At 66.1% G+C, this 14,571-nt stretch carries 17 protein-coding genes; 10 read left to right on the forward strand and 7 right to left on the reverse strand.

Going from position 1 to position 14,571, the window contains the following annotated elements; all coding sequences use genetic code 11:
• Window positions 1-18 precede the first annotated feature (18 nt).
• The 3 genes from CXR42_RS11225 to fliF are packed head-to-tail and all read right to left on the reverse strand — an operon-like array spanning window position 19 to window position 2,496.
• Entirely contained in the window at window positions 19-288 is a 270-nt protein-coding gene (locus CXR42_RS11225) for a FliM/FliN family flagellar motor switch protein (RefSeq protein ID WP_103257611.1), read from the reverse strand.
• On the reverse strand, window positions 281-880 hold the full coding sequence (locus CXR42_RS11230) for a FliH/SctL family protein (RefSeq protein WP_103257612.1): 600 nt from the start codon (window positions 878-880) through the stop codon (window positions 281-283). Before CXR42_RS11230 ends, CXR42_RS11225 begins: the two co-directional genes overlap by 8 nt.
• Window positions 880-2,496 carry a flagellar basal-body MS-ring/collar protein FliF gene (gene fliF / locus CXR42_RS11235; protein ID WP_103257613.1) on the reverse strand — a complete coding sequence of 539 codons (1,617 nt, stop codon included), beginning with the start codon at window positions 2,494-2,496 and terminating at the stop codon, window positions 880-882. The genes CXR42_RS11230 and fliF overlap by 1 nt, the downstream gene beginning before the upstream one ends.
• A gap of 99 nt (window positions 2,497-2,595) precedes the next feature.
• Here fliF and CXR42_RS11240 point away from each other — a divergent pair, with 99 nt between their 5' ends.
• From CXR42_RS11240 to CXR42_RS11285, 10 genes are all read left to right on the forward strand, one after another.
• Window positions 2,596-3,078: a flagellar basal body-associated FliL family protein gene (locus CXR42_RS11240; protein ID WP_245875421.1), complete on the forward strand. Its 483-nt coding sequence runs from the start codon at window positions 2,596-2,598 to the stop codon at window positions 3,076-3,078.
• A gap of 9 nt (window positions 3,079-3,087) precedes the next feature.
• Window positions 3,088-3,480 (forward strand): hypothetical protein, encoded by a 393-nt coding sequence (locus CXR42_RS11245; protein WP_103257615.1) that lies wholly within the window; start codon window positions 3,088-3,090, stop codon window positions 3,478-3,480.
• Window positions 3,477-4,043, forward strand: a complete 567-nt coding sequence (locus CXR42_RS11250) for a MotE family protein (RefSeq protein ID WP_103257616.1) — start codon at window positions 3,477-3,479, stop codon at window positions 4,041-4,043. Before CXR42_RS11245 ends, CXR42_RS11250 begins: the two co-directional genes overlap by 4 nt.
• Window positions 4,044-4,109: 66 nt before the next feature.
• Window positions 4,110-4,979 (forward strand): flagellar motor stator protein MotA, encoded by an 870-nt coding sequence (motA, locus tag CXR42_RS11255; RefSeq protein ID WP_103257617.1) that lies wholly within the window; start codon window positions 4,110-4,112, stop codon window positions 4,977-4,979.
• Complete coding sequence (locus tag CXR42_RS11260; protein WP_103257618.1) at window positions 4,976-7,126, forward strand: hypothetical protein; 2,151 nt, start codon at window positions 4,976-4,978, stop codon at window positions 7,124-7,126. The genes motA and CXR42_RS11260 overlap by 4 nt, the downstream gene beginning before the upstream one ends.
• Window positions 7,127-7,202: 76 nt before the next feature.
• Window positions 7,203-7,883 carry a transglycosylase SLT domain-containing protein gene (locus tag CXR42_RS11265; protein WP_103257619.1) on the forward strand — a complete coding sequence of 227 codons (681 nt, stop codon included), beginning with the start codon at window positions 7,203-7,205 and terminating at the stop codon, window positions 7,881-7,883.
• Window positions 7,884-7,900: 17 nt separating this feature from the next.
• On the forward strand, window positions 7,901-9,958 hold the full coding sequence (flhA, locus tag CXR42_RS11270) for a flagellar biosynthesis protein FlhA (RefSeq protein WP_103257767.1): 2,058 nt from the start codon (window positions 7,901-7,903) through the stop codon (window positions 9,956-9,958).
• A complete protein-coding gene (locus CXR42_RS11275) occupies window positions 9,955-10,737 on the forward strand; it encodes a flagellar biosynthetic protein FliR (RefSeq protein ID WP_103257620.1) in 783 nt (260 codons plus the stop codon). Before flhA ends, CXR42_RS11275 begins: the two co-directional genes overlap by 4 nt.
• A complete protein-coding gene (flhB, locus tag CXR42_RS11280) occupies window positions 10,734-11,813 on the forward strand; it encodes a flagellar type III secretion system protein FlhB (RefSeq protein ID WP_103257621.1) in 1,080 nt (359 codons plus the stop codon). Before CXR42_RS11275 ends, flhB begins: the two co-directional genes overlap by 4 nt.
• A complete protein-coding gene (locus tag CXR42_RS11285; RefSeq protein ID WP_103257622.1) occupies window positions 11,810-12,151 on the forward strand; it encodes a hypothetical protein in 342 nt (113 codons plus the stop codon). Before flhB ends, CXR42_RS11285 begins: the two co-directional genes overlap by 4 nt.
• 3 nt (window positions 12,152-12,154) lie before the next feature.
• Here the strand turns inward: CXR42_RS11285 and CXR42_RS11290 are convergent, their stop codons facing one another.
• From CXR42_RS11290 to flgG, 4 genes are read right to left on the reverse strand one after another with little or no spacing between them, the layout of a single operon-like run.
• Window positions 12,155-12,634 (reverse strand): flagellar basal body-associated FliL family protein, encoded by a 480-nt coding sequence (locus tag CXR42_RS11290; RefSeq protein WP_103257623.1) that lies wholly within the window; start codon window positions 12,632-12,634, stop codon window positions 12,155-12,157.
• 2 nt (window positions 12,635-12,636) lie between these two features.
• On the reverse strand, window positions 12,637-13,359 hold the full coding sequence (gene flgH, locus CXR42_RS11295) for a flagellar basal body L-ring protein FlgH (RefSeq protein WP_103257768.1): 723 nt from the start codon (window positions 13,357-13,359) through the stop codon (window positions 12,637-12,639).
• On the reverse strand, window positions 13,359-13,781 hold the full coding sequence (gene flgA / locus CXR42_RS11300; protein ID WP_103257624.1) for a flagellar basal body P-ring formation chaperone FlgA: 423 nt from the start codon (window positions 13,779-13,781) through the stop codon (window positions 13,359-13,361). Before flgA ends, flgH begins: the two co-directional genes overlap by 1 nt.
• On the reverse strand, window positions 13,781-14,566 hold the full coding sequence (flgG, locus tag CXR42_RS11305; protein ID WP_103257625.1) for a flagellar basal-body rod protein FlgG: 786 nt from the start codon (window positions 14,564-14,566) through the stop codon (window positions 13,781-13,783). Before flgG ends, flgA begins: the two co-directional genes overlap by 1 nt.
• Between the last annotated feature and the right edge of the window lie 5 nt (window positions 14,567-14,571).

Below are 14,571 nucleotides of genomic sequence, written 5' to 3' on the forward strand. Positions count from 1 at the left end.
CAAGGAAGAGGCTGCGGTTCACAAGCCACCGCGCAGGTTGGCGACCTCGGTCAGGCGGACGGCCAGTTGGCCGGCGTTCTCTCCCTCCAACTCGGTCAGCTCGCCCCGGGCGATCAGGCGGTCACCCACATACAGCTCCACCGGGTCGTCGACCCGCCGGTCCAACTGCAGGACTGCATCCTTCGACAGTCGCAGAAGGTCGCGCACCAGGGGCCGGGCGCGGCCGACCGAGATTGTGACCTCGATCGGGACCTGGCTGAAGGGGTTGCTGTCGGCCAGTTCATCCATGTGAGCCATCCTGATCTGAAAGGTTGAAGAAGCCGCGCACGGCAGCCGTGATGTCCTGGGTGACGCGGGTAAGGTCGACGGTGGTCTCTTGTGGGCCGAGCCGGATGTAGACCTGCCCCTCGCCCAGCGAATCCTCCTCCTCGATGACGATGGGCAGGCCGGTGGCTTGTGCGACCAGGCTTTCCACCCGCTCCCGCGCGGCGGGGTTCAGAACCAGGGTCAGCGGGGCGTCGCCCAATTCCTCTGCCATCGGCATCAGCACCTCAAGCACGGTCGGCGCCAGGGCCTCGCGTGCAAGGTCCGGCAGAAGGCGGCCCGTCAACTCCAGGATCAGCGGCCGTACGGCCTGCAGCACGTGGCTGCGGGCGTCCTGGAAGGTGAAGGAAAGGCTTTGCAGGTTGCGGGCCAGGTCGGCGCGGATCCTGGTCTGATCGCCCTGCTGGGCGGCCGAGGCGTCCTCCCATCCCGCAGAATAGCCCTGCTCATAGGCGGCGATCTTCGCCTCTTCCAACTGGCTGATCTCGACCAGGGGTTGCACGCCGCCATCCGGCGCGGGGGCGGTATCGAACACTTCCAGCCGCAGGCCGGGCATCACGCGGGCTCCTCTTCGTTCTCCATCCAGCCCCGCAGGATCTCGATTGATTCGGCCTGGCGTTCCTCGATCAGGCGGCGGAGGCGGGTTGCTGGGTCTTCCTCGATAGCGGGCAAATCGCCCATGTCGGCCATCGCATTGCCGAAGGCGGGCATCGTGAAGGCGGGTTCCAGTTCGCCGTCCAGGGCATTGCCCATCTCGAAGGCCGCAGGCAGGGCCAGCGGGGCGTCCGGTTCAGGCAGGCTGCGCGCGGCCGAGGCCGAGGTCAGGATCGGCCGGATCACGAAGAGGCCCAGGATCAGCGCCACGACAGCAAGGATCGCAGTCTGGATCATGGTCATGACATCGAGAGTGCCGATCGGCGGAAGCAGCCCCGAACTTGCCTCGGTGCCTTCGGCCAGCAGCGGCGGCTGGAACTCAAGCGTCTTCAGTGTCAGTACATCGCCGCGCGCTTCATCCAGCCCCACGGCCGAGGCGACAAGCTCGCGCAGCGTTGCAAGTTCTTCCTCGCTGCGGGGCGCCCAGGTGCGAGTGCCGTCCTCGGCCACGGTGGCAACGCCATCGACCATCACGGCCACGGTCAGCCGCCGGATGTCGCCGGGGGCCCGCAGCACCTCACGCTGGGTTTCTGACACCTCGTAGTTCACCCGCTCGCGCGTTTCGGAATTCTGGCTTTGCCCCTGACCAGCAGCCTGGGCATCGCCCTCGGGCAGGTTCGAGGCCACGGTCACGTCGCCGCCGGGTTCGGTGGACGAGCCGGTCCGCTCCTCGGTTTCCGAGGAAATGGCGACGCGGCCCTGCGGGTCGAACGTCCGCTCGGTGATCGATTCACGCTCGGACACCAGGCTGACTGCCACTTCAACGACAGCCGCACCGGCGCCGACGCGGGCGGCTAGCAGGCGCTCGACATTGCCCTTGATCGCGGCGGCACGGTCGGCCGCCTGGCCCGAGTCGAAGCTGCCCTCGTCTTCGCCTCCGATAAGTCCGGCTACGGTATCGATGATCTGCACGCTGTCAGCGCGCATCCCGGCCACCGCACTGGCGACCAGATGCCGGATCGCCCTGGCCTGCGCCTCGGTCAAAGAGCCTGTAGTCGTGGTCAGGGTGACCGAGGCCGAGGCGTTCGTCTCGGCCTGGAAGGCGCGGGTCGGGCCGCTGGCGATGTGGACGCGGGCGGCCCGGATTTCGGGCATGGCAAGAAGTGTGCGCGCCAACTCTCCTTCTTTCGCGCGCCAATAGGCTGCGTCGAACATCTGCGACGTGGTCCCGAAACCCGAAAGCTGGTCCAGCAGCTCGTACCCGCCGCCACCGGCCGCCGGCAGACCCTCCGAGGCCAGTGCCATCCGCAGGCCGTCGCGCTGCGAGGCGTCGACAAAGATCGAATCGCCCGACACCTCATAGGGCACGCCGCGCTGGTCAAGGGCGGCAATCACCTCCCCGGCCGCACCCGGCTCCAGCCCCGCATATAGCAGCACCATGTCCGGGGCGGCGGCCATGCGGCTAAGGCCCAGGACGGCCGCGAACATCGCGACCGTGGCGCCGATCACCACGATCCGTCGGCGCAGATCAAGCGAGGACCAAAGTGTGAACACGTTCTGCAAGGCGATTCTCCGCATCCGGGCTTCTGCCGGTGTCCAACGAATGACCTGCTCGGCTTAACAATCGGTTAGTGACCTTTGGCCTATGGTCGGCCTGTCGCCAGGATGGAGCTGCACGTGGCAACGACCGACACCAATGTGGACGAGGCACCGCCGAAGCGGTCGAAAAAACCCCTGCTGATCGGGCTGGTTCTGGCCCTTCTGCTGGGCGGCGGGGGGTTTTATGCGACCTGGTCCGGGCTGATTCTCGGCGCGTCGACCGATACGGCGCATGAAGAAGTCGGTCCAAGTCCGCTCAGCGGGATCGCCTTCGTACCGCTTGAGACGCTGGTGATCTCACTCGGGCCCGATTCGCGGTCGGAGCATCTGCGCTTCTCGGCCCAGGTCGAGGTGGTGGACCAGGCGGCCGCTGACGTCGCGCTGCTGGCGCCGCGGATCATGGACGTCCTGAACAGCTATCTGCGCGCGATCGACACCGCGGATATCGAAAACCCGGCGGCGATGGCGCGGTTGCGGGCGCAGATGCTGCGGCGAATCCAGATCGTGACGGGCGAAGGTCGGGTGCGCGACCTGCTCATCACCGAATTCGTGTTGAACTAGGGGGCGGGCATGGACCTGATCGCCGATATCCTTCTGGTCGCGGGCTCGTTCGGGGCTGCGGTCTATTGTTACGTGCTGGCGGCGCGGTTGAAGCGTTTTACCACCCTGGAAAGCGGGATGGGCGGCGCGATTGCCGTGCTGTCTGCCCAGGTTGACGAGATGACGGTCGCGCTGGAAAAGGCGCGCGGGGCGGCCAATGGTTCGGCCGAAAGTCTGGCGGCGCTGACCGCCCGCGGAGAGGAGGTCGCCCGCCGGCTGGAACTTCTGGTCGCATCGCTGCACGATCTGCCCGAGCCGAAGCCTGCGGCCCAACCGCCGGTGGCACCGCCCGCCGACGACGACAAGCGCCTGCGCTTCGTGCGTCGGCGTCTGGCCCGCGACACGATGGAGGCCGCGGAATGAGCGGCCGCCGCCGGGCCGGTCGGGGGGCCTTGTTCATCGTGGCGATGCTCTTCGCCACCTCGGGCGCGCTGCGGCTGGGGTCGGGGGTGGGCGCGGCGCTTGCACGGTCCGAGGAAGAGCCGACCGATCCGCCCGAAGCCGCGCCTGCGGCCTGCGAGACCCCAACCGCCCTGGCCGAGGCCCTGCGGCTGCGTGAGGACCGGCTCGCCGAACGCGAAGCGGCCCTGCAGGACCGGCTGGCCGCCCTGGCCCTGGCGGATGAGGCCATGACGACGCGCATGGCCGAGATGGAGGCGATGGAGCAGGAGTTGAAGGCGACCCTCGCCCTTGCCGACGGCGCCGCCGAAGAGGATCTGCAGCGCCTCACCGCAGTCTACCAGGCGATGAAGCCAAAGGATGCCGCCGCGCTGTTCAACACCATGACGCCCGATTTCGCCGCCGGCTTCCTTGCCCGGATGACGCCAGAGTCCGCCGCTGCCATCCTGTCGGGCATGTCGCCCGAGGCGGCCTACGGTGTCAGCGTGATCGTCGCGGGCCGCAACGCCGGTGCGCCCACCGAATAGGTTCGCAGGTGACGAAGTCTTAACCGGCCGCGCGGATACTGGCGGGACGTTGCGTCAGGGGTCAACATGCTTGGTTTTGTCGGGATTGCCGTCATTTTGGTCATGGTCTTCGGCGGCTATATGCTGGCCGGCGGCAAGATGGGCATCATCCTCAAGGCGCTGCCATTCGAAATGATCATGATCGGCGGTGCCGCGGTCGGCGCGTTCCTGATCTCGAACGACATGGCCGGGGTGAAACACACGATCAAGGATGTCGGCAAGGTCTTCAAAGGCGCCAAGTGGAAGCCGGACGACTACCGCGACCTTCTATGCTTGCTGTTCGAACTGATCCGCCTGGCCCGCGCCAACCCCGTCGCGCTGGAAGAACACATCGAATCGCCCGACGCCTCGTCGATCTTCATCAAATATCCGCGCATCCAGCACGATCATGAGGCGATGGAGCTGATCTGCGACACGTTGCGCGCGGCCTCGATGAACTATGACGATCCCCATCAGGTCGAGGAAGTTCTGGACAAGCGGATGGAGGCAACGCTGCACCATGCCATGCACTCCAGCCACGCGCTGCAGACCATGGCTGACGGCCTGCCCGCGTTGGGCATCGTCGCGGCCGTGCTTGGGGTGATCAAGACCATGGGCTCGATCGACCAGCCGCCCGAAGTGCTGGGCAAGATGATCGGCGGCGCGCTGGTCGGCACCTTTCTTGGCGTTTTCCTGGCCTATGGCCTGATGGGCCCCTTCGCCTCGCGGGTGAAGACCGTGGTGGAAGAGGACATCCATTTCTACCAGCTGATCCGCGAGGTGCTGATCGCCAATCTGCATCGCCACCCTGCCAACATCTGCATCGAGGTCGGCCGCCAGAACACGCCGCACCACGTTCGTCCCGGATTTGGCGAGTTGGAAGAGGCCATGCGCAACCTCAAACAGGACGTCGCATGATCCGGTACGTCCTCATGCTGTTTCTGACCCTGGTCCAGCCGGCGCTGGGCCAGACGGCCCGCGTCATCTCGGGCGAGCACGAGGGGTTTACCCGCCTGGTGATCGAACTCCCGGGGCCTTCCGGTTGGACTCTGGGCAGGACGGCCATGGGCTATGGGTTTGCTACAAACGTCACAACCGGCCCGGACTATGATCTTGGGCGGGTCTGGGATCTGATTCCCCGCACGCGGCTGCAGTCCTTGCGCGTTGATCCTGACAGCGGGGCGCTGCAGCTTGCACTGGCCTGCGATTGTCACGTGTTTCCCTTCGAATATCGCCCTGGCGTCGTCGTTCTGGACATCAAGGACGGCCCGCCCCCTGCCGGTTCGGCTTTTGAACAACCCTTTCAGCCGGACGCCGTGTCGGAGGTATCCGCTGCCCCGGCCGCGCCGACCGAGGCGGGTTACGATTGGCTGGCAGATCTTCCAGACGCCGCCAGCCGTACTGCGGCCGGAATGGACTTGCCGCAACTTGCCACCGGTTCGGTGTCGCTGCAGCCCCTGCGGGACCAGCTTCTGGCCCAGATAAGTCGTGGTGCCGCCCAGGGCGTGGTCGAGATGGAGATGCCAGGAAAGGCCCCAAAAGCAGCCGATCCTGAACTGACGGACCTACCGTGGAGCCAGATCCACATTGGCGAGCTTCCGGGCGTGGAAGCCAGCCCCGGCGGTGGATCGACGGAGCCACAAGTTCTGGCCGAATGCGCGCCCGACGCGATGCTGGATCTGCCCGCCTGGGGTGAGGGACAGCCCCCCCTTGACCTGCTTTCCGCCAGTCGATCAGGCTTTTATGGCGAGTTCGACGAGATCCAGGTCGACACCGCCGTCGAGACTGTCCGCCGCCACCTCTACCTTGGTTTCGGGGCCGAGGCCCGGCAGTATGCCGACATGGTGCCACCTGCCGAAGCCCCAGAACTGGCCTATTACCGGTCCATGTCGTACCTGATCGACGGTGAAAGCGATCCGCAGACCCCGTTTGCAGGCATGTTGCCCTGTGATGGACCCGCTGCGCTTTGGGCTGCCCTGGCACAAGAGCGGCTGCCGAAAGGGCCCGAGGTAAACGTGGATGCCATCCTGCGCAGCTTCTTGGCGCTGCCGGCGCATTTGCGGCAAAGCCTTGGTGTCCCGCTTGCCGAACGGTTGCTTGCTCGGGGCGACGATAGCGCAGCGCGATTGATCCGTGATGCGATGCAACGCGCCCCCAACAGCGATCCGGCCGACATCGCCCTGCTTGACGCCAAGGCTGACCTGAATGCCGACCGGCCGGAAGCCGCCCAGCAGCATGCCGAAGCTGCTCTGGCAGATGCGGGCGCCGACATTGCGCCCCTGGTTACGCTGGTCGAAACGCATGCGCGCCGTGGAGAGCCGATGACGCCCGAGGCCGCCGCGTCCCTGCAAGCCGTCCTGGGCGAAAGCGAGGGCCGGCCGGATGAAGCGGCGATCCGTCGCGCGCTGGTTCTGGCCCTTGCGCTCTCCGGCCAGCCGGACGAGGCCTTTGCGGCCGCCGGCCCCGCCCCCCCGGTCGAACTCTGGCGGCTGGCCAGTCAGTTGGCGCCGGACGATGCATTCCTCGCCCATGCCGTGCTGACGCCGGGCGCCGCCACGCCCGAGGTTCCGGCAGACTTGCGCGTGCAGATCGGTCGCCGGCTGCTGGACCTTGGCTTTGCGGATTCAGCCTTGCAATGGCTGGGCGGCATTCTTGCCAGCGACCCTGCAGAACTGCGTCTTTTGGCTGCCGAGGCCGAACTGGCCCGGGGCGAGGCGCAAGCGGCGCTTGTGCAACTCGGCGACCTTGACCAGCCGGAAGCCGACAGGCTGCGGGCCCAGGCGCATCTTGCGCTGGGCGCCTATCAATCCGCACACGAGGCCCTTCTCGCCAGTGGCGACACCGACCGGGCAGCGCGCGTCCTGGCCTGGGGAAAGGACTGGGCCGGCCTCAGCGCGGATGGAGCAGAACGATGGCGGGCCGCCGCCGAACTGGTCGCCGCTCCTCCGGCCGCGCCTGGGGCGGGCCTGCTGGCTGAGGGAAACCGGCTGGCCGAAGACGGGGCCAATGCCCGTGCGGCAATTGCGGCACTGTTGGCCAATGTGCCAGTGCCTGCCGGACCCTGACCGCGCTAACCGGTTGGCAAGATTCCCCGCTTAACCTTCAAGCGAATCCGGCAGAAGCCGGAACGTGGAGTCGGGAATGACCTGTTGCCGTTTCTTTCTGGTCCTGCTGCTTGCAAGTTTTCTTGTCCCCGCCCTGCAAAGCCCGCAGCTTTTCGCGCGTGAGGACCCGTCCGCTCTGTGCATCGATGCGGCCCGAACCGCAGCCAGCGCGACCGGCGTCCCGGTCGAGGTGCTTTTGGCCATAAGCCTGGTGGAAACCGGGCGAAACAACCAGCCCTGGCCCTGGACGGTGAACGTCGGTGGCGACGGGCATTGGTTCGACACTGCCGGAGAGGCCGAAGCACATGCGCAGTCGGTGCTGGATCTGGGTCTGACCAATCTGGACCTGGGCTGCTTTCAACTGAACGTGCGCTGGCATTCGAAGGGGTTCACCTCGCTGTCCGACATGCTGACCCCGGCGTCGAATGCAACCTATGCCGCCCGATTTCTGGCGCGGCACTATGAAACCACGGGCGACTGGGCGGCTGCGGCAGCCGCCTATCACTCTCTCACCCCCGAACATGCCGAACGCTACCGCGCGAAGTTCGAGACTGCGTATGCCGCTCTCGGCTCGGCACCTCTGCCACCGCCTGAATTGCCCGACCTGGCACCGCGCGAGAACCGCTTCCCGCTGCTCTTGTCAGGAACATCCGGCCGGAACGGTTCGCTCGTCTCGCCTTCGCAAGGCGGACTTCGCTTGATCGGGGGCACCTGGTGACGCGCGCGGGCTTCAGCATGGCCACAATCTTCCGGCCCACAATCCTTTTGGCGATCGCGCTTATGGCGGTGATCGTGATGATGATCCTGCCTGTCCCGGCCTTTCTCTTGGACCTTGGCCTTGCCGTGTCCTTTGCGCTGGCCATCCTGATGCTGACCGTCACCATCTTCATCGACAGGCCCTTGGACTTTTCGGCCTTCCCGACGATCCTCTTGGCCTCGCTTCTGCTGCGGTTGTCGCTGAACGTTTCCTCCACCAAACTGATCATCGGCGAGGGGCATACCGGGACCGACGCGGCCGGCCATGTGATCGCCGGCTTTGCCGAATTCATCATGGGCGGCAACCTGATCCTGGGGGTGGTGATCTTCATCGTCCTGCTGATCGTCAACTTCATCGTGATCACCAAGGGTGCGGGCCGCATGGCGGAGGTCGGCGCCCGATTTGCGCTTGACGGCATGCCTGGCCGGCAGCTCGCCATCGATGCCGACATGTCGGCCGGGGCCATCGATCATGCCGAGGCGAAGCATCGCCGCGAACAGGAACTGGCCGAGACGAACTTCTTCGGCTCGCTTGATGGCGCGTCGAAGTTCGTGAAGGGCGATGCCATCGCCGGTCTGCTGATCACCGGGCTCAACATTGTTGTCGGCCTGATCGTCGGCATTTTTGTCCACGGCCTTGATACGGCGACAGCCTTCGAAACCTACACGATCCTGACGGTCGGCGATGCGCTGGTCAGCCAGATTCCGGCTGTGATCATTTCGGTTGCCGCGGCGCTTCTGCTGGCGAAGGGCAGCCAGAAGGGCGCGGCCGATGTCTCGTTCTTTGCGCAGTTGGGCCGCTATCCTGCGGCACTGGGCACGGTGGCGGGCCTGATGGCACTGTTCGCGGTTGTTCCCGGCCTGCCTTTCCTGCCCTTCATGCTGGCGGCCCTCACCCTGGGCGGCCTTGCCTACCTTCAGATGCGCAAAGCGGACCAGCCCACTGAAACTGCTGCGCCCGAGGTTGAAGCGCCGCGCACCCGCTCGATCGGCGATGTGCTTGATTTCGATGACATCCACATCGAATTCGCCCCGAATCTTGTCGCCATGGCGCTGGACCCTCCGACCGGGCTGGACGGCCGCATCGCAAACATGCGCAACCATGTAGCGGTCGCTTACGGTTTCATCCTGCCTGAAATTCGGCTGACGGACGAGGCCGCGCTTGCCCCCGGCCAGTACCGGATCCGCCTGCATGGCGTGGAACGCGCTGCCGACCGGCTGCATCCCGACCGAGTTCTGGTTTTGCTGACCGATGGGGCGCAGGCCCCTGACGGAATGGACGTGAAGGAACCGGTTTACGGTGCGCCGGCCCGCTGGATCCGTCCCGATCAGCAAGAGGATGCCGCACTCTCCGGCCTTACGGTCGTGACCCCCACCGAGGTCTTGGCGACCCATCTGCTTGAGGTGCTGAAGACCAACCTGTCCCGGCTCTTGACCCTGCGGGGGTTGCGCCGGCTGCTGGACGAATTCGTCAAGCTTTCCGATCCGGTGCGTGCCGAGGCGAACCGCCGACTTTTGGACGAGCTTCTGCCGGACAAGGTTCCGGTCGATCTGCTGCATGCCGTGTTGCGCCTTCTGCTGGAGGAACGGGTGTCGATCCGCAACTTGCCCCTCATCCTGGAATCCGTGGCCGAGGCCCGCCAGATGGGCTCGCCCGAGGCGATCTGCGAGCATGTGCGGCAGCGCCTGGGCTTCCAGATCGTGGCCGAGTTGAAGCGGGCAGATGGGTCGGTGCCGCTGATCCAGCTGGCGCCCGAATGGGAAAAGACCTTCACCACCTATCAGATCGACGGCGATCGGGGGCAGCGCGACATTGCCTTGCCGCCTGATCTTTTTGCCAGGTTGGCCAATGGTTTGACCGAGCGGGTCAATCGCGCTTCCGAGACGGGGGTTTTCCCGGCGCTCGTCACCTCGGTCGCGCGGCGGCGCTTCCTGCGCACCGTTGTCCAGGCCAAGGGTCTGCAGATGCCCGTCCTTTCCTATGAGGAAATCGGGACCGACGCGCGCCCGGCTTTGCTTGGCCAGGTCCCGGCATGAACGAGGTCATTGCCGATCTCACCGGCCTTCTGGATCTGGCCGAGGGCATGCTTTGGGCCGCCGCCCTGGCCTTTGTGCGCATCGGCGCCATGGTCGCGCTGATGCCCGGCCTCGGTGAGACCGCGGTGCCTCCGCGCATCAAGCTGGCGCTGGTCCTTGCGCTGACGGTCGTTGTGACACCCTTCGTCGCCGATCATGTCATGCGGACCGGCCTCGCGCCCGGCCTGACGCCGCTTGCCGGAGAAGCTGCGGCGGGCCTGATCCTGGGCATCGGGATGCGCCTTTTCGTGATGGCGCTGCAGACGGCGGCCTCGATCATCGCGCAAGCCACGACACTTTCACAGCTTTTCGCCGGCGTCGCGCCCGAGCCGCAGCCGGCCATCGGCAACCTGCTCATCATCGCCGGAGTGGCCCTAGCCCTTGGCGCCGGGTTGCATGTCCGCGCCGTGGAGCTGCTGATCCTGTCCTACGACCTGCTTCCGGCTGGTGGCTACCCGGATCCCGGCCAGGTCTCCGCCTGGGGTCTGGGGCGGATCAGTTCGACCTTCGCGCTGGCCTTTTCGCTGGCTGCGCCCTTTGTCATTGCGGCCACCATCTACAATCTCGCCATTGGCGCGATCAACCGCGCCATGCCGCAGCTTATGGTCTCGATGATCGGGGCCCCGGCGCTGACCCTTGGCGCGCTGGCGCTGCTGGCCATCGTCACGCCCGTCCTGCTTGCCGTCTGGCTCGAAGCCTTCTCGGCCCATGTCGCCCAGCCTTTCGGGCCCCCGCGATGAGCGAGGAAGACGAAAGCGGCGACAAGGAACACGAGGCCTCGCCGCAAAAGCTTGAGGAGGCGCGGAAAAAGGGCGACATCCCGCGCGCGACCGACCTTCTGGGCGCTGCGGCGCAAGGCGGGCTGTTGCTGGCGCTGGCGATCGCGGGGGCCTGGGTCGTCCAGCAGACGGGTAGCGCCGGGATGGTGCTGCTTGACCAGGCCGATCGGTTCGGGGGGCTGTTGACCACCGGTGCAAGCGCCCCGTTGGCGGGCATTCTTCTGGCCTTTGTCGGTCCGCCGCTTCTGCTGATGCTGATCCCGGCCGTATTGGTCGTGGCGGTGATCGTTGCGACCCGTGGCCTGGTCTTTGCGCCCGAAAAGCTGATGCCAAAGCTGTCCCGGATTTCACCCATTGCGACGGCGAAGCACAAGTTCGGCCCGGATGGGCTGATGGAGTTCGCCAAGAGCACGCTGAAACTCGCCCTTGTCTCGGTGATCCTTTACGCTTTCCTTGCCGCCCGCCTGCCCGAGGTGCTGGGATCGATCTACCTCAGCCCAGGAATGTCGGCCGCGCTGCTTGGCCGGTTGACCATCGATTTCCTGATCATCGTCTTTGTGATTGCGCTGGTTCTGGGTGGGGTCGATTTCCTGTGGCAGATCCACCGGCATCACCAGCGGCACCGCATGTCGCGCAAGGAAATGCTGGACGAGTTCAAGGCCAACGAGGGCGACCCGCATCTGAAGTCCGCCCGCCGCCAGCGCGCGCAAGAGGTGGCCACCAACCGGATGCTGACCGATGTGGCAAAGGCGGATGTCGTTGTGGTGAACCCCACCCATTATGCCGTTGCGCTGCGTTGGGACCGGACCAAACGAGGCGCGCCGATCTGCGTAGCCAAGGGGGTGGACGAAATCGCCCTGCGCATCCGGGAACGCGCGGCCGAACATGGCATCCCGATCCACCGCGACCCGCCAACTGCCCGCGCCATGCACGCGTCGGTCGAGATCGGGCAGGAAATCCGGCCCGAACACTATCGCGCCGTTGCTGCGGCCATCCGTTTTGCCGACAGCATGCGCAGGCGGGCGCGCCGCACATGACCAGCCGCAAGGATCTGCAGTCGCTCGCCACCCTGTCGCAGCTGGTGCTGGATCAGCGGCTTCTGGCTCTGCGCCAGACGGCTGAGCGGCTGGAGCGCAGCAAGGCACAACTTGGGGCAATAAATGCAGCGGCGGCGCCGGCCGATCTGGCGCCGGTTCAGGCCGGTCTGGTCGATCTTGCCTATCAGCGCTGGGCCGATATCCGCCGGGCCGAGCTTAACCTGGCCATCGCCCAACAGACCATATCCTGGATCGACGCAAAGTCCGAGGCCGCTGTGGCCTTCGGACGGGTGCAAGCCCTGCAAGGGGCGGCCAAGCGTCTGGACGGACGGCGCTAGCCGTCAGCTGTCCTGGCGGGCGATGTCCGTAATCAGGACGTCGCGGACCGCCGGGCCCAGAATCGTGCCGGCGGCTTCCTTCAGGCTGGTGCGCAGGGTGATAAGGTTGGAGCCATCGGTGAAAGATCCGCTGAAGCCGCCGACATTGGCATGGTCGAACAGGACCTGCAGGAACACATCGCGCAGCTTTGGCTCGCGCTGGTAGACTGCCTCGCTGCTGCCTGCATCGACCTCCAGCGACAGCGACAGCACCACCATCGCCGCCACGCGGCCCCGATCCACGACCGGCACCACGAACTGGTTGTTCATCTTGACGTATTCGGGCCCGCCCTCCTCGGCCGTCTCGCCCTCGGCCGTCTCGGCCTTATGGTCGGCTGCAGCCAGATCCTCGGGCGACGGTGGGGGGCGGAGGAACAACCCCGCCCCCACACCGCCACCAAGACCAACAAGCGCCAGAATGACCGGAAGAAGCTTTCGTATCATGGTCAGAACGGCAGGATGATATCAGCGGCCTGCTGCCCATAAGTGGGCTGCTGGACGTCGGTGATCTGGCCGCGTCCGCCATAGGCGATCCGGGCGCCCGCGATCTTGTCGTAAGTGATCTCGTTCTGGCGGGAGATGTCGGCCGGGCGGACGTAGCCTGTCACGATCAACTCGCGCATCTCGAAGTTCACGCGGACCTCCTGCTGCCCCTCGATCCGCAGGACACCGTTCGGCAATTCCTCGACCACGGTGGCGGCCACCCGCAGGGTCAGCTGTTCGGTGCGCGAGACGTTGCCCGAACCCTTGAAGGTCGAGGACGATCGCGTTTCGACGGCATCTCCCATCCTGGCCCCCTCGGGCAGGCTTTCGTTCAGCCGCTGCGGAATCCCGAAGAAGTCCGGCAGGCCGGACTTCACATTGCCGCTGCGGTTCCGCCCGGTGGAGTTCGAGATCGAGGCGCTGTCGTCGATTTCGATCACCACGGTCAGGATGTCACCGCGCCGGGCCGCCCGCCGGTCGCCGAAGAGCGAATCTGTTCCGGCCGCCCAAAGCGACGAATCGTCCGATGGCGTTCCCGCCGCAACGTCCTCGGGCAGGTCGGCCGAGTACATGGCATAGTGCTGGGCGCTGCCCTCCAGCGGTGTGAAGTCGGGGGCGCGGCCCACCTGGCTTAGGTCGCCGCACCCGGCAAGGGCAAGGGTGCAGATCAGGGAAAGTCGCTTCATCATGGGGTGGTCCATCCTACATAGATTGCGCCGTCCGGGCCCACGCGGCCATTGACGGCGGTTCGCGAGCCCAAGTTCATCACCCGGATCACGTCGCCTTCCGCCCCGCGGGCAAGGGCCCGGCCCTCGGTCGAGATTGCCAGTCCGCCGGAAAGAAAGATCAGCGATACCAGCTGGTTGCGTTCAACCAGTGCCGGCGCACCCAAGTCCTGGGCGCGGACCGGGCGGCCAGCATAGATCGCAACGCGCGCTTCCTGTCCCACAGCCAGATCCGGGTTGGACAAGGCCCCGGGCAGGGCGGCTTCGACGATGGTCAGATCCTCGGGGCCGATCACCGTCAGCGCCCGGATGGTGCGGGTTGCGACCACGCTTTCGGCCAGGGCCGGCGCCGTCATCAGCAAGAGGGCGATCAGTGGCCGCATCACCGCACCTGCGTCGTTGCGCCAAGCATCTGGTCGGCGGCGGTGATGACCTTGGCGTTCAGCTCATACCCGCGCTGGGCCTTGATCAGTTCGGTCACCTCGCGCACCGCATCGACCGAGCTTGATTCCAGGTAGCCCTGGCGCAGGGTCCCCAGCCCCTCTTGTCCCGGAACCGTCGAGGTCGGTGCGCCCGAGGCCGGCGTTTCGAGGAACAGGTTCGACCCGATCGCCTCCAGCCCCTTCTCGTTCGGAAACGAGGACAGGGTCAGCTGGCCCAGCAGTTCGGGTTCGACCCGGTCGGCAAAATCGGCCCAGACCTCGCCCGAAGGGCTGATCGTTAGGCCACGCGCATCCGTGGGGATGGTGATCCCGGGTGCCACTGGAAAGCCGTCCGAGGTGACGATCAGGCCGTCCGCCGATCGTTTCAGAGCGCCGTCGCGGGTATAGCCCGTGACGCCGGTCGGCATCTGCACCTCGATATAGCCGTTCCCGTCGATTGCGATGTCCAGGTTGCCCCCGGTCGCCTCCAGCGAGCCCTGGCCCAGGACAACGGAGACCGAGGCCGGCCGGACCCCCAGCCCGATCTGGACACCAGTGGGCAGCATCGACCCGTCCGCCGCCGACACGCTGCCCGGCCGGGCCATCTGCTGATAGTGCAGGTCCGCGAAATCCGCGCGCCGCGGGTTGTAACCCGTGGTCGACATGTTCGCGAGGTTGTTCGACACCACGTCGACCTTCATCTGCTGGGCCGACATTCCGGTCGCGGCGATCTGCAAGGCTTTCATCGGCT

Source organism: Tabrizicola aquatica (assembly GCF_002900975.1).
GTDB lineage: Bacteria > Pseudomonadota > Alphaproteobacteria > Rhodobacterales > Rhodobacteraceae > Tabrizicola > Tabrizicola aquatica.

What these genes read in the sequence shown, in the direction of transcription:
- CXR42_RS11225 (WP_103257611.1), bottom strand. Translation starts at nt 288, where the DNA reads ATGGATGAACTGGCCGACAGCAACCCCTTCAGCCAGGTCCCGATCGAG.
- CXR42_RS11230 (WP_103257612.1), bottom strand. Translation starts at nt 880, where the DNA reads ATGCCCGGCCTGCGGCTGGAAGTGTTCGATACCGCCCCCGCGCCGGAT.
- fliF (WP_103257613.1), bottom strand. Translation starts at nt 2,496, where the DNA reads ATGCGGAGAATCGCCTTGCAGAACGTGTTCACACTTTGGTCCTCGCTT.
- CXR42_RS11245 (WP_103257615.1), top strand. Translation starts at nt 3,088, where the DNA reads ATGGACCTGATCGCCGATATCCTTCTGGTCGCGGGCTCGTTCGGGGCT.
- CXR42_RS11250 (WP_103257616.1), top strand. Translation starts at nt 3,477, where the DNA reads ATGAGCGGCCGCCGCCGGGCCGGTCGGGGGGCCTTGTTCATCGTGGCG.
- motA (WP_103257617.1), top strand. Translation starts at nt 4,110, where the DNA reads ATGCTTGGTTTTGTCGGGATTGCCGTCATTTTGGTCATGGTCTTCGGC.
- CXR42_RS11260 (WP_103257618.1), top strand. Translation starts at nt 4,976, where the DNA reads ATGATCCGGTACGTCCTCATGCTGTTTCTGACCCTGGTCCAGCCGGCG.
- CXR42_RS11265 (WP_103257619.1), top strand. Translation starts at nt 7,203, where the DNA reads ATGACCTGTTGCCGTTTCTTTCTGGTCCTGCTGCTTGCAAGTTTTCTT.
- flhA (WP_103257767.1), top strand. Translation starts at nt 7,901, where the DNA reads ATGGCCACAATCTTCCGGCCCACAATCCTTTTGGCGATCGCGCTTATG.
- CXR42_RS11275 (WP_103257620.1), top strand. Translation starts at nt 9,955, where the DNA reads ATGAACGAGGTCATTGCCGATCTCACCGGCCTTCTGGATCTGGCCGAG.
- flhB (WP_103257621.1), top strand. Translation starts at nt 10,734, where the DNA reads ATGAGCGAGGAAGACGAAAGCGGCGACAAGGAACACGAGGCCTCGCCG.
- CXR42_RS11285 (WP_103257622.1), top strand. Translation starts at nt 11,810, where the DNA reads ATGACCAGCCGCAAGGATCTGCAGTCGCTCGCCACCCTGTCGCAGCTG.
- CXR42_RS11290 (WP_103257623.1), bottom strand. Translation starts at nt 12,634, where the DNA reads ATGATACGAAAGCTTCTTCCGGTCATTCTGGCGCTTGTTGGTCTTGGT.
- flgH (WP_103257768.1), bottom strand. Translation starts at nt 13,359, where the DNA reads ATGAAGCGACTTTCCCTGATCTGCACCCTTGCCCTTGCCGGGTGCGGC.
- flgA (WP_103257624.1), bottom strand. Translation starts at nt 13,781, where the DNA reads ATGCGGCCACTGATCGCCCTCTTGCTGATGACGGCGCCGGCCCTGGCC.
- flgG (WP_103257625.1), bottom strand. Translation starts at nt 14,566, where the DNA reads ATGAAAGCCTTGCAGATCGCCGCGACCGGAATGTCGGCCCAGCAGATG.